This window comes from Pseudomonas sp. PDM17 (assembly GCF_014851985.1).
Classification (GTDB): domain Bacteria; phylum Pseudomonadota; class Gammaproteobacteria; order Pseudomonadales; family Pseudomonadaceae; genus Pseudomonas.
Map to the genome: position 1 here is coordinate 640,596 of NZ_JACVAT010000002.1, position 23,286 is coordinate 663,881.

The 23,286-nt window shown below is 66.1% G+C and carries 25 protein-coding genes; 14 read left to right on the plus strand and 11 right to left on the minus strand.

The window, feature by feature from the left end:
* Nucleotides 1-5: 5 nt before the first annotated feature.
* Nucleotides 6-740: an SDR family NAD(P)-dependent oxidoreductase gene (locus tag IB256_RS08590; protein ID WP_192295708.1), complete on the minus strand. Its 735-nt coding sequence runs from the start codon at nt 738-740 to the stop codon at nt 6-8.
* A gap of 132 nt (nt 741-872) precedes the next feature.
* On the opposite strand from IB256_RS08590, the gene IB256_RS08595 reads away from it, so the two are divergent.
* On the plus strand, nt 873-1,796 hold the full coding sequence (locus tag IB256_RS08595) for a LysR family transcriptional regulator (protein WP_192402111.1): 924 nt from the start codon (nt 873-875) through the stop codon (nt 1,794-1,796).
* A gap of 230 nt (nt 1,797-2,026) precedes the next feature.
* Nucleotides 2,027-4,432 carry a TonB-dependent siderophore receptor gene (locus IB256_RS08600; protein WP_192402113.1) on the plus strand — a complete coding sequence of 802 codons (2,406 nt, stop codon included), beginning with the start codon at nt 2,027-2,029 and terminating at the stop codon, nt 4,430-4,432.
* A 350-nt stretch (nt 4,433-4,782) separates the two neighbouring features.
* On the opposite strand, the gene IB256_RS08605 is transcribed toward IB256_RS08600, so the two are convergent.
* The 3 genes from IB256_RS08605 to IB256_RS08615 form a co-directional block, all read right to left on the minus strand.
* Nucleotides 4,783-5,295, minus strand: coding sequence for a thioredoxin family protein (locus tag IB256_RS08605; protein WP_192402114.1), 513 nt, complete (start codon nt 5,293-5,295; stop codon nt 4,783-4,785).
* A gap of 58 nt (nt 5,296-5,353) precedes the next feature.
* A complete protein-coding gene (locus IB256_RS08610) occupies nt 5,354-5,797 on the minus strand; it encodes a nuclear transport factor 2 family protein (protein ID WP_081520850.1) in 444 nt (147 codons plus the stop codon).
* 109 nt (nt 5,798-5,906) lie between these two features.
* Nucleotides 5,907-6,410, minus strand: a complete 504-nt coding sequence (locus tag IB256_RS08615) for a GNAT family N-acetyltransferase (protein ID WP_139791711.1) — start codon at nt 6,408-6,410, stop codon at nt 5,907-5,909.
* Nucleotides 6,411-6,553: 143 nt separating this feature from the next.
* Here IB256_RS08615 and IB256_RS08620 point away from each other — a divergent pair, with 143 nt between their 5' ends.
* The 4 genes from IB256_RS08620 to IB256_RS08635 all read left to right on the plus strand — a co-directional run bounded on the left by IB256_RS08620 (nt 6,554) and on the right by IB256_RS08635 (nt 8,723).
* Nucleotides 6,554-6,985, plus strand: coding sequence for an Rrf2 family transcriptional regulator (locus IB256_RS08620; RefSeq protein WP_192295704.1), 432 nt, complete (start codon nt 6,554-6,556; stop codon nt 6,983-6,985).
* A gap of 104 nt (nt 6,986-7,089) precedes the next feature.
* A complete protein-coding gene (locus IB256_RS08625; protein ID WP_192295703.1) occupies nt 7,090-7,476 on the plus strand; it encodes a DUF1360 domain-containing protein in 387 nt (128 codons plus the stop codon).
* 16 nt (nt 7,477-7,492) lie between these two features.
* The gene (locus IB256_RS08630) at nt 7,493-8,182 is read left to right on the plus strand and encodes a class I SAM-dependent methyltransferase (RefSeq protein WP_192402116.1); all 690 of its coding nucleotides are present in this window, start codon (nt 7,493-7,495) and stop codon (nt 8,180-8,182) included.
* A gap of 49 nt (nt 8,183-8,231) precedes the next feature.
* Nucleotides 8,232-8,723 carry an HIT family protein gene (locus IB256_RS08635; RefSeq protein ID WP_192402118.1) on the plus strand — a complete coding sequence of 164 codons (492 nt, stop codon included), beginning with the start codon at nt 8,232-8,234 and terminating at the stop codon, nt 8,721-8,723.
* Here the strand turns inward: IB256_RS08635 and IB256_RS08640 are convergent.
* The gene (locus IB256_RS08640) at nt 8,694-9,638 is read right to left on the minus strand and encodes a LysR substrate-binding domain-containing protein (RefSeq protein WP_225601673.1); all 945 of its coding nucleotides are present in this window, start codon (nt 9,636-9,638) and stop codon (nt 8,694-8,696) included. The two genes, IB256_RS08635 and IB256_RS08640, sit on opposite strands and share 30 nt — an antisense overlap.
* Before the next feature lie 108 nt (nt 9,639-9,746).
* Between IB256_RS08640 and IB256_RS08645 the strand changes: the two genes are divergently transcribed.
* Nucleotides 9,747-10,697: a DMT family transporter gene (locus tag IB256_RS08645; RefSeq protein ID WP_192402120.1), complete on the plus strand. Its 951-nt coding sequence runs from the start codon at nt 9,747-9,749 to the stop codon at nt 10,695-10,697.
* Between the two features lies 1 nt (nt 10,698).
* Here IB256_RS08645 and IB256_RS08650 read toward each other — a convergent pair whose 3' ends face one another.
* Complete coding sequence (locus tag IB256_RS08650; RefSeq protein WP_192295699.1) at nt 10,699-11,397, minus strand: MOSC domain-containing protein; 699 nt, start codon at nt 11,395-11,397, stop codon at nt 10,699-10,701.
* Nucleotides 11,398-11,528: 131 nt separating this feature from the next.
* On the opposite strand from IB256_RS08650, the gene IB256_RS08655 reads away from it, so the two are divergent.
* Nucleotides 11,529-11,768 (plus strand): cytoplasmic protein, encoded by a 240-nt coding sequence (locus IB256_RS08655; protein ID WP_192295698.1) that lies wholly within the window; start codon nt 11,529-11,531, stop codon nt 11,766-11,768.
* Nucleotides 11,769-12,057: 289 nt separating this feature from the next.
* Here the strand turns inward: IB256_RS08655 and IB256_RS08660 are convergent, their stop codons facing one another.
* A complete protein-coding gene (locus IB256_RS08660) occupies nt 12,058-12,984 on the minus strand; it encodes a LysR substrate-binding domain-containing protein (RefSeq protein ID WP_192295697.1) in 927 nt (308 codons plus the stop codon).
* A gap of 80 nt (nt 12,985-13,064) precedes the next feature.
* Here IB256_RS08660 and IB256_RS08665 point away from each other — a divergent pair, with 80 nt between their 5' ends.
* Both IB256_RS08665 and IB256_RS08670 read left to right on the plus strand, forming a co-directional pair.
* The gene (locus IB256_RS08665; RefSeq protein WP_192402122.1) at nt 13,065-14,387 is read left to right on the plus strand and encodes an MFS transporter; all 1,323 of its coding nucleotides are present in this window, start codon (nt 13,065-13,067) and stop codon (nt 14,385-14,387) included.
* A 44-nt stretch (nt 14,388-14,431) separates the two neighbouring features.
* A complete protein-coding gene (locus IB256_RS08670) occupies nt 14,432-15,361 on the plus strand; it encodes a carbon-nitrogen hydrolase family protein (RefSeq protein WP_192295695.1) in 930 nt (309 codons plus the stop codon).
* A 38-nt stretch (nt 15,362-15,399) separates the two neighbouring features.
* Here the strand turns inward: IB256_RS08670 and IB256_RS08675 are convergent, their stop codons facing one another.
* Complete coding sequence (locus IB256_RS08675) at nt 15,400-16,383, minus strand: aldo/keto reductase (RefSeq protein WP_192402124.1); 984 nt, start codon at nt 16,381-16,383, stop codon at nt 15,400-15,402.
* A 257-nt stretch (nt 16,384-16,640) separates the two neighbouring features.
* Here IB256_RS08675 and IB256_RS08680 point away from each other — a divergent pair, with 257 nt between their 5' ends.
* Genes IB256_RS08680 through IB256_RS08690 form a run of 3 tightly spaced genes read left to right on the plus strand, consistent with a single transcriptional unit; the run spans nt 16,641 to nt 19,066 of the window.
* The gene (locus IB256_RS08680; RefSeq protein WP_088421705.1) at nt 16,641-16,970 is read left to right on the plus strand and encodes a carboxymuconolactone decarboxylase family protein; all 330 of its coding nucleotides are present in this window, start codon (nt 16,641-16,643) and stop codon (nt 16,968-16,970) included.
* Nucleotides 16,971-16,980: 10 nt separating this feature from the next.
* Complete coding sequence (locus IB256_RS08685; RefSeq protein ID WP_192295693.1) at nt 16,981-17,988, plus strand: aldo/keto reductase; 1,008 nt, start codon at nt 16,981-16,983, stop codon at nt 17,986-17,988.
* 34 nt (nt 17,989-18,022) lie between these two features.
* The gene (locus IB256_RS08690; protein WP_192295692.1) at nt 18,023-19,066 is read left to right on the plus strand and encodes an NAD(P)-dependent alcohol dehydrogenase; all 1,044 of its coding nucleotides are present in this window, start codon (nt 18,023-18,025) and stop codon (nt 19,064-19,066) included.
* 24 nt (nt 19,067-19,090) lie between these two features.
* Here IB256_RS08690 and IB256_RS08695 read toward each other — a convergent pair whose 3' ends face one another.
* Complete coding sequence (locus IB256_RS08695; RefSeq protein ID WP_192402126.1) at nt 19,091-19,984, minus strand: LysR family transcriptional regulator; 894 nt, start codon at nt 19,982-19,984, stop codon at nt 19,091-19,093.
* A gap of 58 nt (nt 19,985-20,042) precedes the next feature.
* On the minus strand, nt 20,043-21,044 hold the full coding sequence (locus IB256_RS08700) for a zinc-dependent alcohol dehydrogenase family protein (protein WP_192402128.1): 1,002 nt from the start codon (nt 21,042-21,044) through the stop codon (nt 20,043-20,045).
* A 105-nt stretch (nt 21,045-21,149) separates the two neighbouring features.
* Between IB256_RS08700 and IB256_RS08705 the strand changes: the two genes are divergently transcribed.
* Nucleotides 21,150-22,061, plus strand: coding sequence for a LysR substrate-binding domain-containing protein (locus IB256_RS08705; protein ID WP_192295689.1), 912 nt, complete (start codon nt 21,150-21,152; stop codon nt 22,059-22,061).
* 27 nt (nt 22,062-22,088) lie between these two features.
* Here IB256_RS08705 and IB256_RS08710 read toward each other — a convergent pair whose 3' ends face one another.
* The gene (locus IB256_RS08710; RefSeq protein WP_192295688.1) at nt 22,089-22,961 is read right to left on the minus strand and encodes a hypothetical protein; all 873 of its coding nucleotides are present in this window, start codon (nt 22,959-22,961) and stop codon (nt 22,089-22,091) included.
* Between the last annotated feature and the right edge of the window lie 325 nt (nt 22,962-23,286).

Below are 23,286 nucleotides of genomic sequence, written 5' to 3' on the forward strand. Positions count from 1 at the left end.
GTGGCTTACCAGACGCCGGTGGTGGAGCCACCGTCGACGTTGAGGATGGTTCCGCTGACGAAGGTCGAGTCGGTCAGGTAGAGCACCGCGTCGACGATATCCTGCGGGCTGCCGATCTCGCCACTGGGCGCGAGGCCGCGCAGGAAGGCGCGGGTGCCTTCGTCATCGGGATGCAGCGGGGTTTCGATGATCCCCGGCGCCACCGCGTTGACCCGCACGTGGGACGCCGCCAGCTCCAGGGCCAGACCGCGCACCGCGCTGTTCAGCCCGCCCTTGATCAGCACCGGCAGCAGCGCCGGCACCTTCACGTTGGGTTGCATGGCGATGGATGCGGTAATGCTCACGATGTGCCCCGAACCCCTGGCGGCCATGTGCTTGGCGGCGGCTTGCGACGGGTAGAAGAAGCCCTTGAGGTTGGTGTCGACGATGGCCTCGAGTTCTTCCTCGGTGTAATCGCCTACCGGCTTGGCGATGAAGATGCCGGCGTTGTTGATCAGGATGTCCACCTGGCCGAAGGCTTCGATGGCCTGGGCGAACAGGCGCCGGGCGGTGTCCGGCCGGGCGATGTCGCCGGCCACGGCGAGGAAGTTGTGCGGGTTGCCCAGTCTGGCGGCGGCTTCCTCGAGGCGGGACTGGGTGCGGGCGTTGCCGACCACGTTGTAGCCGCGTTCCAGGTAGGCGCGGGCGATGGCGAAGCCGAGGCCGCTGGAGGCGCCGGTGACGATGACGGTCTTGCTCATGGTGATCTCTCCGAGAGTGGGGCGGGGCGGGGTGCCCGCGTCTTGGAGGCCAATCTAGGCTGCAATCGCGACTTGAAAAATGAGGTTGACGGCATTTGAATTGATACCTCATGTAATCAATAGAGTCGCGCCATGACCCGCCATTTCGACGATCTGCAACTGGGCAGCATCGAGCTGTTCTGCCTGGCTGCGGAGACCGGCAGCTTCACCGCCGCCGCCAACGAGGCAGGTATCACGCCCGCGGCGGTGAGTCGTTCGGTGGCGCGGCTGGAGGAGCGCCTGGGTGTGCGCCTGTTCGTCCGCACCACGCGGCAGATGCGCCTGACCGATGACGGCCGCATCTACTTCGAGCGATGCCGGCAGGCGCTGACCCAACTGGTGGATGCCGAGCGCGCGGTCAGTGGCGGCCAGAGCATCGCCTCGGGGCGCCTGCGCATCAGCGTGCCCACGCCCTACGCGCATTACCGGCTGTTCCCGCGGTTGCCGGAGTTCCGCCGGCGCTACCCGCAGGTGCAGGTCGAGGTGCATGTCAGCAACCGCAATATCGACTTCGCCAACGAGGGATACGACCTGGCCATCCGTGGCCGCGACCCGGCGGACTCCAGCCTGGTGGCGCGGCGCCTGGAGGAGGCGGAGAACGTGGTGGTCGCCACGCCCGCGTACCTGGCGCGTGCCGGTACGCCGCAGACGCCGGAAGATCTCGCCGCGCACGAGTGCATCCAGTTCGAGCTGCCCAGCAGTGGGCGGCGTGTGCCCTGGTCCTTCCGGGTCCACGGCAAGCCGGTGGAGATCGAGACGACCGGTAGCCTCACGGTGCTGGAGGATTACCTGGCCACGGCGACCCTGGCCAAGTGCGGCGGCGGGTTGATGCAGGCTTACCGCTTCACCGTGCAGGAAGAACTGGAGCAGGGCCAGTTGGTGGAAGTGCTGAAGGACTACGGCCAGACCACACGGCCATTCCTCCTCATCTACCCCTACGCGCGCCATGTGCCGTCGCGTGTGCGGGCCTTCATCGAGTTCATGCTCGAGGCGCGTAATGACGGTGCATCCCTGTAGGAGCGGGGCACGCCCGCGGTCGCGCGCATGGCCCGCTCCAACAGGTTGGTTGCGTCACTCCGGCAGCCATGGGTGGTTTTTCGAGAAATAAGATACGAAGTATTCGCATTTACAAAGAATTTACATCTGCATACACTTTGGCTCCCCGTCGGCGTCCACCAGCCGGCATTCGCCAACCGAGTCATTGCGCCAACAGAGCGCAAACCTCGCACCGAAGGATCCTCCAGCAGATGAAAGACGTAGCCTCGGGCGCGCTCCTGCTCAGTCTCTCCACCCTTGCTCTCTCCGCGGTCGCCGCCCCCGTGGCCATCGACCTGCCCAAGCAGCCCCTGGCCGCTTCCCTGGAGCAATTGCAGTCCGCAACCGGAATGCGGATTTCCTTTGACCGTGCCCAGATCGCCAGGGTTGGCGCGCCGGCACTCAAGGGCAACATGGAGCCGGGCGAGGCACTCGATCGTCTGCTGGCGGACAGCGGCCTGCAGGGCACGGTCAACGGCAACAGCGCGCAGGTCAGTGGCAGTGTGCGCAATGGCGCCGCGGGCAACGACAGTGTCGACCTGGGCGCCACCGAAGTCGTCGGCGCCGCCCCTGTGGCGCCGGGCACCACCGAAGGCACCGGCTCCTACACCACCGGCGTGATGCAGACTTCCACCAAGCTGAACATGACCGTCCGCGAGACGCCGCAGTCGGTGAGCGTGGTCACCCGGCAGCAGATGGAAGACCAGAACATGCAGGACCTCGACGACGCGATCCGCGGCGTCACCGGCATGACCGTCCAGCAGTATGGCCCGGCGCGCGTGAGCTACGCCGCGCGTGGCTTCGATGTCGACAACATCATGTACGACGGCCTCGCCACCAGCATTTCCACCTACACCCAGGACGTGATTTCCGCCGCGGATCTGGCGATGTTCGACCGCGTCGAAGTGGTGCGCGGCGCCACCGGCCTGATGCAGGGTGCGGGCAACCCGGCCGCCGCCGTCAACATGGTGCGCAAGCGCCCGACCCAGGACTTCCACATGAGCCTGGAAGGCAGCGCCGGCACCTGGGACCGCTACCGCAGCCAAGTCGACGTGTCCGGCCCGCTGAACAGCGAAGGCACCCTGCGCGGCCGCGCGGTGGCTGCCTACGAGACCCGCGACAGTTTCCAGGACGTGGTCAGCGGCGAGCGCGGTGTGCTTTACGGCATCACCGAGGCCGACCTGAACCCGGACACCACCCTGACCCTGGGGGCGTCCTACCAGAACGACAACAAGAACGACAACTGGGTAGGCCTGCCGGCACCGCTGGGTGGTCGTCACCTGGACCTCAAGCGCTCCGACTACTACGGCGCCGACTGGTCCTACTGGGATACCACCACCACCCACCTGTTCGGCGACGTGGTGCACCGCTTCGACAACGGCTGGCAGATGAAGGTCGCCGCCGACAAGCTGTGGGCGCGCATCGACATGCTCGGCCTGTACAACAGCTGCTACTACACTGAAGGCTGTCCGACCATGATTCAGGGGCCGGGCCAGTACGCCTACACCGATGACCACCAGAGCTACGACGCCTTCGCCAACGGCCCGTTCCAGGCCTTTGGCCGCGAGCACGAGCTGGTGTTCGGCGGCAGCTACCGCGAAGAGCGCTTCGACGGCCACGGCGGCTGGGGCGACCTGACCTACAACGATGGCTCGCCGGTAACCCCGTTCGACCCGACCAAGTGGGACCCCAGCTCGGTGCAGAAGCCGAACATCGACATGAGCCTCTGGAACATGAAGCTCGACCAGGAGCAGAAGGGTGCCTACGTCACCACCCGCCTGAACGTCGCCGACCCGCTCAAGGTCATCCTCGGCGGCCGCCTGGACTGGTACGAGGCCGACCCGCACAACGATACCGGCACCCAGAAGGTCACCCGCAACGTCACCCGTTACGCCGGCGTGGTCTACGACCTGAACGACGTCTATTCGGTCTACGCCAGCTACACCGACATCTTCAAGCCGCAGAGCAACTTCGATTCCAGCGGCAGCCTGCTCGACCCGATCACCGGCAAGAACTACGAGATCGGCCTGAAGGGCGAGCACTTCGGCGGCACGCTGAACACCCAGATCGCGCTGTTCCAGATCGACCAGGAAAACCGCGCCACCGACGACACCAGCGGTCCCTCGCCGTGCCCCAGCTCGCCGACCTCGATCTACTGCTCGCGCGCTTCGGGCAAGGTGCGCAGCCAGGGCGTGGACATGGAAGTCAGCGGCGCGCTGACCGAGAACTGGCAGGCGATGGCGGGCTACACCTACGTCGACGCCAAGTACAAGCACGACAGCAACGAGGACAACGTCGGCAAGCCGTTCGACCCGAGCAAGCCGCGCCACCTGTTCAAGCTCGCCACCAGCTACACCCTGCCCGGCGAGCTGCACCAATGGCGCGTGGGCGGCAACCTGGTAACCCAGAGCCAGACCGAGGACACCACCACCGGCTTCCAGCAGGGCGGCTACACGGTGACCAACGCCATGCTCGGCTACAAGGTCAACGAGAACATCGACACCCGGCTGAACTTCAACAACATCTTCGACAAGTACTATTACAGCGGCATCAGCTTCGGCAACCTGAACTACGGCGAGCCGCGCAACCTGATGTTCACGGTGAAGTACTCGATGTGATCCGCCTGGCCTGAACGGAAAAGCCCCGCATTGCGGGGCTTTTTCATGGCTTCGCCTTCACGGCCGGGCCGCTGGCCTTCGTTGCGTCCGTAGGATGGTGTGGAGCGAAGCGATACCCATCGATCTACCGGCAACTCCGTTGATGGGTATCGCAGGCTCCACCCATCCTACGATCGAGTGTCCAGGGTGCCGAAGTTGTGGGGCCGACGCCTGTGGGGCGCATAACGCGCCAGCGTTATCCGCCGCGAAGTGTCGGCGGATAACCTGTACCAGGTTATGCGCCCTACGCCCCTGCAGATGACGGACCTGTAGGACCAAGCCATGCCCGTGAATGCGCCGGCAAGGCGCGCTTACGCCCGGCCTTCTGCCTTCTCGAACAGCTCCAGCAGGTCCGTCAGCGTGCTTTCCAGGTACTCGCCTGCACGGTACGCAGGCTTGAGCGCATCACCACCTGCCACCACTTCCAGCGGTCGTTCGATGAAACGGCCCACCGGCTGGAAGTCGCCATCGAGCACCAGCACCACCGGGATCAGGATACGGTCCAGTTCCATGCGTTCACGCAGGTCGTCCTCGGCACGCCCCTTGGTGATCACCGCCAGCTCCACGCGCGGTTGCAGGCGCTGCAGATGATCCATCACGGTGACGTTGATCTGGCAGTCCGGGCACCACATCTCACCGGCGATCAGCAGGCGGTAGCGACCTTCCACGGCCTGGATGCGGCGCAGGGTGTCGGCGCTGATGTTGCCGGGTTCAGCCAACTGCTGCTGGACCTTGCGCACCCCGGCAATCTCGCCGAGCAGGCCGTGGGCGACGAAGGCGTCGAAGCCCTCACCGATGGAGAAGAGTTCCTCGTAGGAGGCCATGGGGATTTCCTTGAAGCGGGTGATGGCTCATCCCAGCAGAAATCCCCGTGGCGGGCAATCAGCTCTTGGCGGTCTGCGCCTTGGCGGCCGCCAGGTAGGGCGCCAGGCGGCGGCCCATTTCCTCGCCGAGGGCCTGCAGGCCGCTGAGCGGGCGGACCATCACCTCGAACTCGACGATCTTGCCGTCCTCGTCGAAGCGCACCATGTCGATACCCTTGAGGTCCTTGCCGTTCACCGTGGCGCTGAACTCCAGCACCACGTTCAGGCCGTCGCCGGTGGCCAGCTCGCGGTGATAGGTGAAGTTCTCGAACACCTGCAGCACGGTATTGAGAATGGTTGAGACCACCGGCGCGCCGGGGTAGGGCGAGTGCGCCATGGGCGAGCGGAACACCGCGTTGGGCGCCAGCAGCTGCGGCAGGTTGGACAGGTTCTTGGCAGCCACCATCTGGTGCCAGCTGGCCAGCGAAGCGGCGGCCTGGGGATGCAGGTTCAGTGCGGTCACGGGAATACCTCCTGAGAGTTCTTGTTGTTCACTCAGGACGATACGGCCGCTCCGGCAGGTCGCTCAATGATCGGAAATGACAGAAGACTGATCCTGGCGTACAGCGCGCTCAGTGCGTCGCCGGGCTGATCAGGTAGCTCACCAGCTGCGGGTCGTCCCCCGGCTCGATGCTCTGCACCGGGCGCGGCAGGTCGGCGAACACGGCTTTCCAGAAGGCCGCCGCCACTTCGTCCTGGGAATAGAAACGCACCAGCCAGGGGCCGGGATTGCCCAGCAGCACCTGGTTGGCCAGTGCGCGGCCTATCCCCGAGCGACGGTATTTCTTCAGCACGAACAGGTCCGATAGCTCCAGCGCGTCGATGCCCGGCAGCTCGCTGCCTTCCACCAGCAGGAAGCCGGCGATGAAGCCGTCGGCGAGGATCAGGTTGGCGCTCCACTCCGGCTCGCTCCAGTAGCGCGCCAGGTGCTCCTCGTGGATGTAGAAGCGCCCATCGACCTCCACGTCCTCGTCCTCCCAGTCCGACGACTCGTAGGCGTAGTACTGATAGAGGTTGCGGATCAGGTCCTGGTGTTCAGGGCCGGTCTGCACCAGCTGGATGGAAAGATCGTTCATGGTCGATGGCTCGCGAGGAGACGGAAGAGGGCGCGTGAACGCCATTGTCGCCCATTCCCATGGCAATGCCAGTGGCAGACGGGTTTGAACCGCGCTGCGGCGGGGTGCGATGATGCAGTCGCCTTCACCTTCGAGACCCCACCGTGCGAACCGACAGCCGCCTCTCGCGCATGCTCCATGTGCTGCTGCACATGGCCCGCGACGACCAGCCCGTGACCTCCGAGCGCATCGCCCAGATGCTCGGTACCAACCCGGCCGTGGTGCGGCGGACCATGGGTGGCCTGCGCGAGGCCGGCTACGTGCGCTCGGAGAAGGGCCACGGCGGCGGCTGGACGCTGGACTGCGACCTGGCGCAGGTGACGCTGCTGGATGTCTACCGAGCGGTGGGCAGCGAGCGCCTGTTCGCCATGGGCTTCGATAACGTGCATCCGGACTGCCTGGTGGAAAAGGTGGTCAACGACGCGCTGCAGGACGCCATGGAGCAGGCCACCGCCATCCTCCTTGAACGCCTGGGCGCCGTGTCCCTGGCCGATCTCGCCGAACGCTTCACGGCGCTTTACCCGAAAGGCCACTGATGATTCCTGGCTGAAATGCCGGTCGATGACCGGCATTGACCCTGCGTGCTCAATCAAGTTACTTTAAAAGTAACGTAAGATACCAAGCCCACCAGGAACCTCCCATGATCGATCTCTTGAACTCGCCGCTGGCCGGCGCGCTGTGGACCTGCCTTGCCCTGGCCATCGCCGCCTCCGCGCTGTCCATGACCGTCACCCAGACCGAACTCTTCGCCCCCCTGCGCGCACTGGCCTGGAAGGTCCACCCGCAGGTCGGCCACCTGTTCCAGTGCTTCTACTGCTTCAGCCATTGGGTGGTGATCGCCGGCACCCTGGTCTACCGTCCGGTAGTGATCGCCAGTGGCTGGGCGCCGGTCGACTGGCTGGTGGCGACCTTCTTCACCATCGCCCTGACGGCGATGTTCTGCGGGCTGCTGTTCAAGGTGTTCCTCACCGCCATGGCCAAGGCCGTGAGCGAGCGGGAGCTGAAGAAGCTATTAGCCAGCGAGTGACCAGAAAGGACTCTGCATGACCCCCTCCGAACTGATGGCCCCGTTCCACGATCCCGACGCCGCCGCGCGCTACGCGGAAAACCCGCCACGCTTCGTCCCCGGCCTGTTCGACCTGCACCGCATGGCCGCCATCCTGCTGGCCGAGCAGGCGCCGCACGACGGCCACCTGCTGGTACTCGGCGCGGGCGGCGGCATGGAGCTGCGCGCCTTCGCCGAAGCTCAGCCGGCCTGGCGCTTCACCGGCGTTGACCCCTCCGCCGAGATGCTCGCGGTGGCCGCGCAGATGCTCGGGCCGAACGCTGGGCGCGCTGACCTGCTGCAGGGCTACATCGACGACGCTCCGCCGGGCCCGTTCGACGGCGGTGCCTGCCTGCTGACCCTGCATTTCCTGCCCGAGGCGGAACGCCTGCGCGTGCTGCGCGAGATCCACGCCCGGTTGAGGCCCGGCGCTGCCTTCGTCATGGCCCATCTCTGCGCGCCGCAAGGCGCTGGCGAGCGGGCGCGCTGGCTGTCGCGCTATGCCGAGTTCGCCGTCAGCGCGGGGATGGAACCCGCCAGCGCGCAGCAGGCTCGCAGCGCCGTGGATGCGCACCTGAACATCCTCACCCCCGAGCAGGACGAAGCGCTGCTCTGGGAAGCCGGCTTCAGCCGCATCGAGGCCTTCTACGTCGGCTTTGCCTTCCGTGGCTGGGTTGCACTCGCTTGATACGGACCTCTGCTAGGCTGGCGTCCCGTTTTGTGCCGGACGCCAGTCGATGCAGATTCCTGCCACCCACGTCATCCACCAGACCGAGCACTGGCTGCTCAACCACCATCTGGCGTCCGCCTTGCCGGGCTACCTGATGCTCGGTTCGAAGCAGCCGGTGGATTCTCTGGCCGACTTGCCGGAAGCCGCGCTGGCGGAAATGGGCGTGCTGATGGCGAAGGTCCAGCGCATCCTCGAAGCAACACTGCAACCCAGATGGCTGTATATCGGCCGTTTCGGCCATTCGCCGGGCTTCCCCATCCACTTCCATTTCATCCCGGTATACGCCTGGGTCGAGGAAGCCTTCTGGGCCGATGAGCGCTATCGCTCATTAAGTCAGTTCGCCCATATCGAGGATGCCTCCACCCAGACCGACGGCGCCGAACTGACCCTGTTCGTCTGGCGTGAATTCGGCGAAGCGCCGGTGCCGCCCGCCGTGCAGGGGCCGTCGATCGAGCAGGTGATCGAGCGGTTACGTGGGCGTTTCGTCCAGCCCCAGTGACGCCAGCAACCAGTCATGGAACAACTGCGCCGCCGGTGACAGCTGGCGGTGGCGCAGGGACACCAGGTACTCGCCGCGCTCGGTGACCATGGCCAGGTCCGTCACCCGCTGCATCTCGCCGTTGGCCACCGCTTCGTCGGCCATGAAGCCCCAGGCCAGGCCGATGCCCATGCCCTGCTGCACGGCGCGGTAGGCGAGGGTGAGCTGGTTGAACACCGGGTCGCTCTCCGCCGGCTGGTAATCCTTGCCGAAGTGACCGAACCAGTCGTGCCAGTCCAGGCAGCTCCAGGCTGAGGTATCCAGCTGCACCAGCGGCGCGGCGGCGAGCTGGTCGAGGGTGGTGATGCGCGAGGCGTCGAAGTCCGGCCGGGCGACCGGGTAGACCACCTCCGGCAGCACGAAGCGGCTGTTCAGCGTGGTCCAGTCGCCGGCGCCGTAGAGGATGCCCAGGTCGAAATCCACCAGGCTGGCTTCATCGATCTCGTTGATCGCGTGGACATGCACGGCGATGCCGGGGTGGGCCTTGTTGAACTCGATCAGCTTGGGGAACAGCCAGAACTGCGCCAGCGCATGGGTCGCCAGCACCGACACGGCGTTGCTCTGATGCACGTTGCGGATGCGCCGCACGCTGTGTTGCAGGCGATCGAGCAGCATGTCCACGGTGGTCAGCAGTTCCGCGCCGGCGGCGGTGAGGGTCACGCCGCGCGGTTTGCGCTCGAACAGCGGCACCTTGAGGCTGTCTTCCAGCGCGCGCATCTGCTTGCTCACCGCGCTCTGGGTGAGGAACAGCTCGGTGGCGGCCTGAGTGAAGCTGCCATAGCGGCCCACGGCCTCGAAGGTGATGAGGGTTTCCAGGGGGGGCAGGGTGCGCAGGTAACGGCTGATGACGGCTCTCCGGTGAAAGGCTTGAGGCATTCCTTGTGGGAATGTCTCGGTGCGGATTTATCCTTGGTCAGAACCTACCACAACCGCTACCGTGACGGCTCTTTATGGGCACTCACTGAAGTATCGAGGTTGTTGGAAATGAAACGCGGGGTGGTCTACGCAGGCATGGCAGGGGCAATCTGGGGCGGGGTGATCCTCGCGCCGTCGCTGGTGCCGGAATTCAACCCGCTGCTGATCAGTTCCGTGCGTTTCGCGCTGTATGGCGCCATCTCGCTGCTGATCGCCTTGCCCGTGGCCCTCGGCCTGCTGCGCCGGGTCAGCCGCGAGGACCTGTCGATGCTGATTCGCCTGTCCCTGGCCGGCAACCTCCTGTACTTCGCGCTGCTGTCGGCGGCGGTGCAGTTCGCCGGGGTGGCGGCGGCCTCCCTGATCAACGGCATCATGCCGCTGGCAATCAGCTATCGCAGCCGTTCCGAGCAGGACTCGCTGCCGCTGTCACGGATGAAGATGCCGCTGGCGCTGGTGGCGCTGGGCATCCTCTGCATCAACCTCGATCCCTCGGCGCTGATGGCCAACGGCAGCACGCCGGGTGAGCGCATCCTCGGTATCGTCTGCGGCTTCTCGGCGGTGGTCTGCTGGTCCTGGTTCGCCACGGCTAACGCGCGCTACCTGAAGGCCAGCCACTTCACCAGCCACGAATGGTCGACGCTGACCGGCGTGGTCACCGGCGTCATGGCCGTGGTGATGGCGGGCGTCGGTGTACTGATTGCGCCGCAGGCGGTGCCGACCGGCATTTCCTCGGAGCGCTGGATGGTGTTCCTCTGGGTCTCGCTGTTCCTCGCCATCTTCGGCTCGTGGGTCGCCAATAGTCTGTGGAACGCCGCGACGCGCCGCCTGCCGATGAGCCTCGGCGGCCAGCTGATCGTCTTCGAAACGCTGTTCGCCTGCGCCTACGCCTACATCAACGAGCAGCGGCTGCCGGGCCCGGTGGAAGCACTGGCGATCGTCCTGCTGACCGTCGGCGTGCTCTGGGCCATCGGCCTGCACCGTGCGCCGGCAGAGGTTCCGGCACGCGCGGTGGAGTCCTGAGTCAGGCCTTCGGGCTGCCTTCCAGGCGCGGGCTCCAGTCTTCCACTGCGCCGTTCTCCAGGCGCCGCGACAGGGTGCGGCGCCAGTTCGGCGGCAGCGGCAGTTCCAGGCATCCGCGCAGCACGTCGGCGTCCACCCGCTTGTCGAACAGCACGGTGGAGAGCCGTTGCAGCGACCATTCGGCATAGGGCCGCTCGATCAGTTCGAGTGATGCCCCGGCGGCCACCGAGCCTTCCTCCAGCACCCGGTAGTACCAGCCGGTGCGCCCGGATTCCTGCACGCGCAGGGCCATCTGCGCCACGTCGAAACGGTCGTTGAGCTTCCAGCAGGGCATGCGCCCCTGGGACACTTCCAGCAATGCCGTGCCGGCACGGATGCGGTCGCCCAGGCAGAGGTCCGCTTCGGTCCAGCCGGTGGTGCTGAAGTTCTCGCCGAACGCTCCGGGCTGGCCCAGCAACGGGTGCTCGCCCAGCTCGGCGGCCCAGGCCGCATAGTGCTCGCGGGGGTAGTGATGGATGGCTTTTTCGATGCCGCCGTGAACGCGCAGGTCGCCTTGCTCGTCGCTCTCCAGCCCCAGCGTGGTCACCGCCAGAGTGGCCTGGCGCGGTTGCTTGGCGATGGCGCTGCGCGAGCCGGGCCGGGTGAAGGGCGCGGCTTGGCCGGTGAGGAGGGCATCGAGGGAAACGGCGGGCAGGCTCATGTCGGGATTCTCGGGCTTGGAAATGGTATCGACCAAAAACTACCTGGACAAAATCCATCAGGACGGTAGGCTCTGTCAATGTTTCGATCCGATACCAAGTAAGTTTCCTTTCGATTTCGCGAGAGTTCGCCATGCACAAGTACCGCCTGATTATCCAGCGCCACGGCCAGTTGCTCGGCCATTTCGATTCCGATCTGCCCTGGGCTCGCGACGCCGTGCGCGCCATCGCCGAGAGCCTGGGCGGGCAGGATTTCGACCTGGAGCTGCAGGTCGCCGACAGCGAACGCCGCCTGCTGGAAAGCTCGCCAGCCGGCATCAAGGTGCTGGCCAGCGAGCCGTTATTCCGCCCGGTGCCGTTGCACACCTTGTAGGAGCGCGCCATGCGCGCGATCGCGGGCATGGCCCGCTCCTACAGGTTGAATCCGGTGTCTGACGTAGGGCGCATAACCCGGCACGGGTTATCCGCCGGTTACGTCACGGCGCATAACGCTGGCGCGTTAAGCCGGCCGAGACACTACGTAGGATGGCGTGGAGCGCAGCGATACCCATCAACGCACACGCACGGCCAGCATGGGTATCGCTGCGCTCCACCCATCCTGCAAAAGCGGGATCGGCGTCAGGCGGGGAGGTGGTTTTCCATCGGGCACGGCGCAGAGCGCCTCAACCCAGCTTCTGCCCCAGCTCGCCGATGAACTGGCGCAGCCAGTCGTGGTGCGGTTTGTTGTGCCGGGCGATGTCCCAGAGCATGAAGCAGCGGAAGGACGGCACCGGGAAGGGCACCGGGCTGACGGTCAGGTCGGTCATCGCCGCGTAGCTCTCGGCGGCGAAGGTCGGGATGGTGGCGATCACTTCGCTGCTCATCAGCGTCGTCAGCGCGCCACTGAAGTGGGTGAAGGAGGCGGTGACCCGGCGCGCATAACCGGCGGCCTCGAACATGTCGTCGATGAAGCCGCGCCGGCCGTCGTAGGACACCCGCACATGGTTCGCCGCGAAGTATTCCTCCAGGCCGATGGGCTGGTCCGCCGCACGGCCGCGCGGGCGGTACAGGCAGGAGTAGGACGAGGAGAACAGCACCTGGGACGAGTAGCTGGTGCCGAAATCCTTCGGCTCGCTGCAGATCACCAGGTCCATGTCCGGGTCCTGCAGGGACTGTTTCCACAGCGAGCTGTTGCTCTGGTGGAAGGCGAAGCTCACGCCCAGGCCTTCGGCCGCCGCAGCGTTGACGATACGTGGCGCGAGGCAGGCCTCGATGTCGTCGGACAGCCCGATGTTGAACACATAGCTGGACTCGTGGGCGGAGAATTCCGGCTCGCTGCCCAGCACGCCGGAGATCGAGGTCAGCGCCTCGGCGATCTTCGGCGCCAGCTCCATCGCCTTGCGCGTGGGCTGCATGCCCGAGGCGGTGCGGATGAACAGTTCGTCAGCGAAATGCTCGCGCAGCCGGCGAAGCGCCGCGCTCACCGCGCCCTGGGTCACGTGCAGCACGGCCGAGGCGCGGGTAGCGCTGCGCTCGGTCATCAGGCAGTGGAAGGTGAGCAGAAGGTTGAGGTCGATCCGCGAGATATTACGTACGTTAATCCGGCTCATATTTCCTAATCGTTTGCCCTGCGCCCGCGGGGATTCCTAGTCTGGCGTCCACACAACCATAACAAGGGATGGAGAATCCTGTGGACGCGATTTCGCAAAGCGTGGGTGCAAGCAGCATCCGTACCAGGGGCGGGCAGTCGGATATCCGCAAGCGGGCCATCGCGGTCGGCATCGGCAACTTCATGGAGTGGTTCGACTTCGCCATCTACGGCTACTTCGCCGCGGTGATCGGCATGCTGTTCTTCCCCTCCAGCGCGCCGGGAGTCTCGCTGCTCTCGTCGCTGGCGGTGTTCGCCGTGGGCTTCCTTTCGCGGCCGTTCGGCGCGCTGATCCTCGGTCCCATCGGCGACCGTTTCGGCCGCCGCGCGGTGCTGATCATCACGGTGTTCGGCATGGGCGTGTGCACCACCATGATCGGTCTGTTGCCCTCCTATGAGGCAATCGGCATCGCTGCGCCGATCCTGCTGATCGCCATGCGCTTCATCCAGGGCATGATGGTCGGCGGCGAGTGGTCCAGCGCCGGCATCTACATCGTCGAAAGCGCGCCGTCGAACCGCCGCGCCACCGCCGCCAGCGTGATCACCGGCACCGCCGGGCTGGCCTTCCTGTTCGGCACCTTCACCGCTGCGAGCATTTCCTCGGCGCTGGATGATGCGCAGCTGGCGGCCTGGGGTTGGCGCCTGCCGTTCGTGGCGTCGATCGTGATGACCGGCATTGCTGTGTTCATCCGCCGCAAGCTGGGGGATACGCCGGTCTACGAGGAAATGGTGCGCCAGCGTGATGCGCTCAAGGCCCAGGCGCCGAGCAAGGCCGTGCGCCGCCGGGCGTTCATCACTACCTTCGCCTTCTCCGCGCTGTTCGGTGTGTCGCTGTACTACTTCATCACTTACGCCAACAACCATCTGGTCAGCACCGTCGGCCTGCCGCGCAGCAGCGCTCTGTGGCTGTGCAGCATCGCGCTGGTGGTCTACGTGATCGTCAACCCGCTGATCGGCCGCCTGAGCGACGCCATCGGCCGGCGCAGACTCTTGCTGGGCGCGGCCGCTGCGCTGACGGTGCTGGCCTACCCGATCTTCCTGTTGCTCAACACCGGCAACCCGCTGGCGATCCTCGCCGGGCTCACGGTGATGGGCGTGCTGGTGGCGATCACCGCTGTGATGGACGTGGTGCTGCTGGTGGAGGTCTTCCCGGCGTCGATCCGCTCCACCGGCGCGGCCCTGGGCCACAACCTGGCCCTGGCGATCCTCGCCGGCCCCGGTCCCTTCATCGCTGCCGCGCTGATCCGCCAGACCGGCGACGCGAACCTGCCGGCGGCTTATCTGGCGGCGGTCTCCCTGGTTTGCCTGGTGGTGCTGTGGAAGACCCTGCCGGAAACCCGCGACAACGACATCAGCCGCTTCTAGGCCCCAAAAAATTTTCAGATAGTCAGCCCCAGACAGGAGTCCCCATGACCCGTGTAGCAATCATCCAGGCCGCCTCCGTTCCCTACGAGCCCATGGCCAGCGTCGAGAAGGCCGCCGGCATCCTGCGCCGGGTGGCGGAGCAGGGCGCGAAACTGGCGGTATTCCCCGAGGCTTACATCGGCGGCTACCCCAAGGGCGCAGCCTTTGGCAGCGTGGTGGGCAACCGCAGTGCCGCCGGGCGCGAGCTCTACCAGCGCTACGTCGAGGGCGCCGTGGCGCTGGACGGCCCGGAGCTGGCCGCGCTGGCCGAAAGCGTCGAGCAGACGGGCGTGACGACGGTGGTCGGCATTATCGAGCGCCACGGCCGCACCCTCTACTGCACCGCCGTGACCCTGGCGCCCGGCCGGGGCATCGCCGGCTATCACCGCAAGCTGATGCCCACCGGGCAGGAGCGCTTGATCTGGGGTTTCGGCGACGGCTCGACCATCGAGCCGGTGCAGACCGACTTCGGCGTGCTGGGCAGTGTGATCTGCTGGGAGAACTACATGCCGGCGCTGCGCCAGGCCATGTATGCGCAGGGTGTGCAGCTGTACTGTGCGCCGACGGCGGATGATCGCCCGACCTGGGCTGCGTCGATGCAGCACATCGCGCTGGAAGGCCGGGTGTTCGTGCTCTCGGCCTGCCAGGCGATCCGCCTTGGCGAGTACCCGCAGCAGCACCGCGAGGCTTTCGGCCTGGCGCATCAGGAAGACGACTACGTCATGCGCGGCGGCAGCATGATCGTCAGCCCGCTGGGCGAGGTGCTGGCCGGGCCGGTGTTCGATTGCGAGACCGAGCTTTACGCCGACCTCGACATGGGCCTGCTGGAGCAGGGCAACCTCGACTTCGACGTGGTCGGCCACTACGCGCGGCCGGACGTCTTCGAACTCAAGGTCAATACTGCGCCACTGCGCCCGGTGACTTTCGAGGGTTGATGGCAAGCGCCCGGCGCCGATGGGCGCCGGGCTTTCCCTCAGCGTCCGACGCGTTGCTGCAGATGCGCCGGGTAGCGTTCGCCGACGATCTTGATCTCGCGCAGCGCCGCTTCGATGGCGGCGAGGTCGGTGGCGTCCAGCACCAGCGAGGCCGCGCCGAGGTTTTCTTCCAGGCGATGCAGCTTGGTGGTGCCGGGGATCGGCACAATCCAGGGCTGCTGGGCCAGCAGCCAGGCGATGGCGATCTGCGCGCGGGTCGCGCCCTTGCTCTCGGCGAGGCGGCCGAGCACGTCGATCAGCCCGGCATTGGCCTTGCGGTTCTCCTCGGAGAAGCGCGGCACGACATTGCGGAAATCGCTGGCCGAGAACTGCGTGCTCTCGTCGATGGCGCCGGTGAGGAAACCCTTGCCCAGCGGGCTGAAGGGCACGAAGCCGATGCCCAGTTCGGCCAGCAGCGGGAGGATTTCCTTCTCCGGCTCGCGCCACCACAGCGAGTACTCGCTCTGCAGCGCCGCCACTGGCTGCACCGCATGGGCGCGGCGGATGGATTGCGGGCCGGCTTCGGAGAGGCCGAAGTGCTTCACCTTGCCCTCTCGGATCAGCTCGCCGACGGCGCCGGCGACGTCTTCCATGGGCACGTTCGGGTCGACCCGGTGCTGGTAGAAGAGGTCGATGCGGTCGGTCTTCAGGCGCTTGAGCGAGGCTTCCGCCACGGCGCGGATGTTCTCCGGGCGGCTGTCTAGGCCGAGGGAAACGTCACCGTCTCTGAAGCCGAACTTGGTGGCGATCACCACCTGGTCGCGAACCGGCGCCAGGGCTTCGCCCAGCAGTTCCTCGTTGGCGAAGGGGCCATAGGCCTCGGCGGTGTCGAAGAAGGTCACGCCGCTGTCGAAGGCAGTACGTAACAAACGGATGCCATCGTAGCGGTCGACCGCCGGCCCGTAACCGTAGCTCAGGCCCATGCAGCCCAGGCCCAGTGTCGATACCTGCAGGCCGTTGTGACCCAGTGTGCGCTTGTCCATCGAAGTCTCTCCAATCGAAAGTCAGTCCTGAAGCGGGAAGGGCAGGAATGCCCGGCGAAACGTCTGGAATGGACTTTACTCAAGGACTTTCACCGTGATTAGACGGTTGAAACCGCATTCGCCTATGAGCCTGGCTCATGGGTTATGCCGGGGCATTCATGAGGCTGCCTCATAGGTCCAAACGCGTTTCGGCGCTTAATCGCCGGCGTGGCAGGGCCTAGCATGGTCCCCAGTCAACGGGTCAAGCGGAGAACACCATGAGCGAACCAGCTTCTACCGCCCACAAGGCTTTCGGCGATATCGCCCCGGCGCTGGCCGACTACACCGACCAGGTGCTGTTCGGCGATGTCTGGGAGCGCCCTGGCCTCTCGCCCCGCGACCGCAGTCTGGTCACGGTCTCCAGCCTGGTGGCGCGCTACCAGGCCAATGAACTCCACTTCCACCTGGGCAAGGCGCTGGACAACGGCCTGACCCGCGAGGAGCTGATCGAGGCCATCACCCATCTGGCTTTCTATTCCGGCTGGCCGACGGCCTCCACCGCGCTGGGCGTCGCCCGCCGCGTGTTCGCCGAGCGCGATGCCGCCTGAGGAGCATTCCATGCAATACCGTTACCTGGGCCGTAGCGCCCTGAAAGTGTCGCCCCTGTGCCTGGGCGCGATGATGTTCGGTGGCGAGACCGACGAACCGACCTCGCGGCGCATCATCGACAAGGCCTTCGAGCAGGGCGTCAACTTCCTCGACACCGCCGACGTCTACCACAAGGGCCGTTCCGAAGAGGTGGTGGGCCGTGCGGTGGCTGCCCGCCGCGATGACTGGGTGATCGCCAGCAAGTTCGGCAACGCTCTGGGCGAGGGCCCGAACAACCGCGGCCAGTCGCGCAAGTGGATCTACCAGTCGGTGGAAGACAGCCTGCGCCGGCTGGGCACCGACTACCTGGACATCCTCTACTTCCACCGCACCGACGTCGACGCGCCGCTGGAAGAGGGGTTGCGCGCAGTGGGCGAACTGATCCGCCAGGGCAAGGTGCGCTACTACGGCCTGTCCAATTTCCGTGGCTGGCGCATCGCCGAGGTGGTGCGCCTGGCCGACCAGCTGGGCATGGACCGGCCGGTCTGCAGCGAGCCGCTGTACAACCTGGTGGACCGCACCGCCGAGGTCGAGCAGCTGCCCGTCGCCGGCCACTACGGCATCGGCGTGGTGCCCTACAGCCCTCTGGCCCGCGGCGTGCTCACCGGCAAGTACCGGCCCGGCGCCGAACCGCCGGCGGACTCCCGCGTCGGCCGTGGCGACAAGCGTATCCAGCAGACCGAATGGCGCCCCGAATCCCTGCAGATCGCCCAGCGCATCGCCGAGCATGCGATCGCCCGTGGCACCACGCCGGCCGCTTTCGCCCTGGCCTGGGTGCTGAACAACCCGCTGGTCAGCTCGCTGATCGCCGGCCCGCGCACCGAGGAGCACTGGGACGGCTACCTGCCGGCGCTGGACCTCCAGCTGACCGCCGAGGACGAAGCCTTCGTGGACAGCCTGGTGCCGCCCGGCCATGCCTCCACCCCCGGTTACAGCGATCCCGCCTATCCCGTGGAAGGCCGTCCGGCCCGTCGTTGAAATCCATCCATTCGAAGCGTCAGGAGCCAAACCGATGAAGACCCTTGGATACGCCGCGCAGAACCCGCAGGACCCGCTCGGCCCCTTCACCTTCGAGCGCCGTTCGCTGCGCGACAACGACGTGGCGATGGACGTGCTCTACTGCGGCGTCTGCCATTCCGACCTGCACCAGGCCCGCAACGACTGGGGCTTCAGTCGTTACCCGATGGTGCCGGGCCACGAGATCGTCGGCCGGGTCACCGCCGTCGGACCGAAGGTGACGCGCTACAAGGTCGGCGACGCCGTGGCGGTGGGCTGCATGGTGGACTCCTGCCGGGAATGCGACCAGTGCCGCAAGGGCGAGGAACAGTTGTGCCGGCAGGGCAACACCCAGACCTACAACGACCGCGACCGCGTAACCCGCGAAGCGACCCAGGGCGGTTATTCCAAGCAGTTGGTGGTGCGCGAGGAGTTTGTCCTGCGCGTGCCGGACGGCCTGGACCTGAGCAAGGCGGCGCCGCTGCTCTGCGCCGGGATCACCACCTATTCGCCGCTGCGCACCTGGAACGTCGGGCCGGGCAGCCGCGTGGGCGTGGTGGGGCTCGGCGGGCTGGGCCACATGGCGGTAAAACTCGCCATCGGCCTGGGCGCCACGGTCACGGTGCTCAGCCGCACGGCGGACAAGCGCAGCGATGCCATGGAACTGGGCGCCGATGCCTTGCTGGTGTCCTCCGATGCGCAGGCGATGAAGGCCGCGGCCAACAGCTTCGACCTGATCATCGACACCGTGCCGGTGAAGCACGACCTCAAGCCTTACATGCCGCTGCTCGATGTGGACGGCACCCTGGTGCTGGTGGGGCAGGTCGGGCCCATCGACGAGATCAGCAGCATTCCGCTGCTGCTCGGTCGTCGGCGCATCGCCGGCTCGCCCATCGGCGGCATCGCCGAGACCCAGGAGATGCTCGATTTCTGCGGCAAGAAGAACATCCTGCCGGAGTGCGAGATGATCCGCATGGACGAGATCAACCAGGCCTACGAGCGCATGGAACGCTCCGACGTGCGCTACCGCTTCGTCATCGATCTGGCCACGCTGTCCTGACCTGCAACGCCTTGCGCTGGGCTTTCAGTCCTGATGGCGCAGGGCGTCCACCAGCACCGTGAACGCGCGGGATTTCTGCCGCCGGCTCGGGTAGTAGAGATGGTAGCCGGGGAAGGTCGGGCACCAGTCTTCCAGCACCTTCTCCAGGCGTCCGGCGGCGACGTGCTCGGTGACCATGTCTGCGGGCAGGTAGGCCAGGCCGAAGCCATCCAGCGCGGCACGCAGGATGTGCGGGCTGCTGTTGAAGGTCAGCTGGCCTTCGACCCGCGCCTTCACTTCGTGGCCGTCTCTGGCGAACTCCCAGGCCATCAGCCCGCCGTAGGTGGGCAGGCGCAGATTCAGGCAATCGTGGCTGGCCAGTGCCGGCACGTCCAGTGGGCGGCCTTTGCGGGCGAGGTAGACGGGGCTGGCCACCACTGCCATGCGCAGGTCCGGGGCGATGCGCACGGCGATCATGTCCTTGGCCACCTGGTCGCCCAGGCGCACGCCAGCGTCGAAGCGTTCGGCGGCGATGTCGGTCAGGCCGTAGTCGATGCTCACCTCGACCTTGATGTCCGGGTAATCCGGCAGCACTTTTGCCAGCTTCGGCCAGAGCACGGTGCTGGCCGCGTGCTCGGCGGCGGTGATGCGCAGGGTGCCGACCGGCTTGTCGCGGAAGTCGCTCAGGGCCGCCAGTTCCGCCTCTATTTCCTCGAAGCGCGGCGCCAGCGTCTGCATCAGGCGTTCGCCGGCTTCGGTGGGGGACACGCTGCGGGTGGTACGGCTGAGCAGGCGCAGGCCCAGGCGGGTTTCCAGCGCGCGGATGGTGTGGCTCAGCGCCGACTGGGAGACGCCCAACTGCGCCGCCGCCTTGGTGAAGCTGCCCTCGCGCGCGACGGTGACGAAGGCGATCAGGTCGTTGAAGTTTTCCCTTGGCATCTCGGCTCCGCTGCGTCCAGCGCGGCGGGGAGCCGCGCCGGGGCAGTGTATCCGATGGTTAGACGGTGACCACGACTTTGCCGAACTGCTGGTTGGACTCCAGATAGCGGTAGGCCTCGACTATCTCGTCAAAAGCGAAGGTACGGGCGATCACCGGGCGCAGCGAGCCGTCGGCGAGGCCGGCGTAGATGAAGTCTGAGGCTTCGCGCAGGCGCTGCGGATCTTCCAGCACTTCATAGACGCGATAGCCACGCAGGATCAGCGAACGGCTCAGCACCTCGAACAGCGGGAAGGGCGTGGGCTCTGGGCTCAGGCCGCCGTACTCGATGAGAATGCCGCCCTCGGCCATGGCGGCAGTCAGCGCCTCGAAGATCGGGCCGCCCACCGGGTCGAACACCACCCGCGCGCCAGCCTTGCCGGTGATCTCGAGCAGGCGCGAGCGCAGGTTTTCCTCTTCGCTGGCGATGACTTCGATGGCGCCGGCCTGCAACAGGGCGTCACGCTTGGCCGAAGTGCGGGTCACGGCGATAGGCACCGCGCCCACGCGCCGGGCGATCTGGATGGCGGCAAGGCCGACGCTGCTCGACGCGGCAGTGATGACGACGAAGTCCCCCTCGCGCAATCCGGCAACCTGACTCAGAGCGCCATAGGCCGTCAGGTACTGCATCCAGGTGGCGGCGGCGTCGTTCCAGGCCTGTCCCGGCGGGTTCTTCACCAGGCGGGCTTGCGGGACCACCAGATGTTCCGCGTGAGTCGGGTCTTCCTGCATCGAGGTCGGCGGCAGGATGCTTACGGCATCCCCCGGAGCGAACCCGCGTACCGCGCTGCCTACCGCCTCGACCACTCCCGTGGCCTCCAGCCCCAGTCTGGAAGGGATCTGCGGGCTCTCGATGTAGCGGTCAGTGCGCAGCAGCGATTCGGCGCGATTCAGCCCCAGCGCCTTGACCCGGATACTCACTTCATCTGCGCCGGGCTGGCGAACTTCCACCGGCTCTATGCGCAGGACTTCCGGGCCGCCGAACTGGTGGAAACGAACCGCGCGGGTCTTGGTGCTTTCCATGTGATGCTCCCATACGAAAGTGATTTGACGTAAAGCGACTATCAGGCATGGGATTTGCCCGATAAATGGCGTATAGAAACAGTTGGTCGAAATCAGGGGTTTCGAATGGATCGTCTGACCAGCATGGAAGTCTTTGTCCGAGCGGTGGACCTCGGGTCCTTCGCGGCGGCAGCGGATGCTCTGGAAATGTCCGCACCGATGGTGGGCAAGCACGTGCGCTTTCTCGAGGAGCGCCTGGGCGCCCAGTTGCTGATGCGCAGCACGCGCCGGCAGAGCCTGACCGAGGCGGGGCGGATTTATTACGAGCGCTGTCGCATGTTGCTGGCCGATGCGGAGGCGGCGGACATCCTTGCCGCCGGCGAGGTGGCTGAGCCGCGTGGCCGGCTGCGGGTGGCGATGCCGGTGCATTTTGGTCGACGCTGTGTGGCACCGGTCCTGCTGGAACTCGCGCAGCGCTATCCGCAACTCGAGCTGGACCTGCGCTTCAGCGACCGCCTGACGGACCTTGCGGAAGAGCAGATCGACCTGGCCATTCGCACCGGCGAGCCGCAGCCCAGGGACGGTATCATTGCGCGGCGCATCGGCCGGCAGCGCATGGTGGTGTGTGCGGCGCCAGCTTACCTGGAGCAGCACGGGCGGCCAGAGCACGTCGAGGAGCTGGCCGCGCACCGGGTGCTGGTCTACCACCGCTCCGGGCGGATCAATCCGTGGTTGTTCCCCCGTGAAGGACAGGAAGCGGTGGAGTTCGCGCCGAGCTCACGGCTGCGTTTCGACGACCTCGCCGCCATCGCCGACGCGGCGGTACGCGGCATGGGGCTGGCGTGGTTGCCTTACTGGCTGGTGCGCGAAGCCATCGAGGGCGGCGCGTTGGATGAGTTGTTGCCGGAGCAGCCGGGCTTTCTCTACGACGTCCATGCCACCTGGCTGCAGACCACTCAGTTGCCGCGCAAGGTGCGGCTGGCAATCGACGCGCTGGTCGAGGTGATCCCCGGTCTGGTGATGCCGGCGCAGGAGTAGGGCGGCCTGAGCGGACGCCCGGAGGCGTTACTTGGCCGGAGTGAGTTGCAGCACGCGGTTGCGGCCGCCTTCGGCGAGCAGGTAGCCGCCCTTACCGTCGGGCACGATGGACTGCGGCGCCTTGAGGAACGACAGGATCGTGCGCGGTTCGCCCTTGCCGTCCCACAGCAGCAGGCGGGCGCGGTGGGTGGAGTCTTCGCTGATCCACAGGCCGCGCTGGTCGCACATCAGGAAGGTAGGCTGGTTCAGGCCGGAGAGCAGGACCGGGTCCTTGCCGTTGTCGCTGAACTCGTGCACAACCCCTTTCTTCTTCTCGGTGTAGAGCAGCTTGCCGTCGGTGCAGCGGGTGACGGATTCGGTTTCCTGCAGGTGGTCGCGCAGTACGGTCAGTTCGCCATCGGCCCAGCGGTAGCGCAGCAGCCGGCCATTCTCGCCACGGTCCTCGATGGCATAGAGGTTTTCACCGTCGTCCCACAGACCCTGCACGGACTGACCCATGAACAGGTCGGAGACCTTGCCGTCCCTGAGCAGTTGTACTGGCCTGCCGTCGGATTCCTGGCTGAATACCCAGCCGCCCTGGGCGGCGATCATGCCGTCAGGTTTGGACAGGCCGTCGACCATGACCCGGCGCTCGCCGTCGGCGGCAATACGCAGGATGTTGCCCTTGTCCTTTTTCAACTCCTGGCTGACCAGCAGGCCGCCGTCGGGCAGCGGTACCAGCGACGCGGCCTTCTGCACGTTCTTGTGCAGCACCTCGACGGACCAGCCAGCGGTGGCCTGCACCGGATAGAAGCCTTGCCAAGCGAAGAAGCCGAGAGCGGCCACGACGAGGGATCCAGTGCCGGTGAGGGCAAAACGAATCAGCGAGCGGCGGGGCGAACGCACGGAAGTCTGGGACATGTATCGGCTGCCAAAGCTGAAGGTGGGCAACACTGGGGTGATCCATTTGGATTTATGCCTTCCTGGCATCCAGCGCGCAGCCGGGCATGGTAACCAGACAGTTCACCCGTGGGCTAGGGCGAAACCGAGTGACAGACATCACGCAAGGCAATGCGGAATAGCCGGGTGATTGGTCGTGGAATCGACGCTATTGGTACGAATGTGCAGCGAACTGGCTGGAATTGCCCAGGTAGTTTGCGGTGTTTTGCCACATATGTGCTGATTTGCCAGTCATGCGGGAGAACTGGGAAGACGACTTGATGGCCAATGGCCTACAATCCCTGCG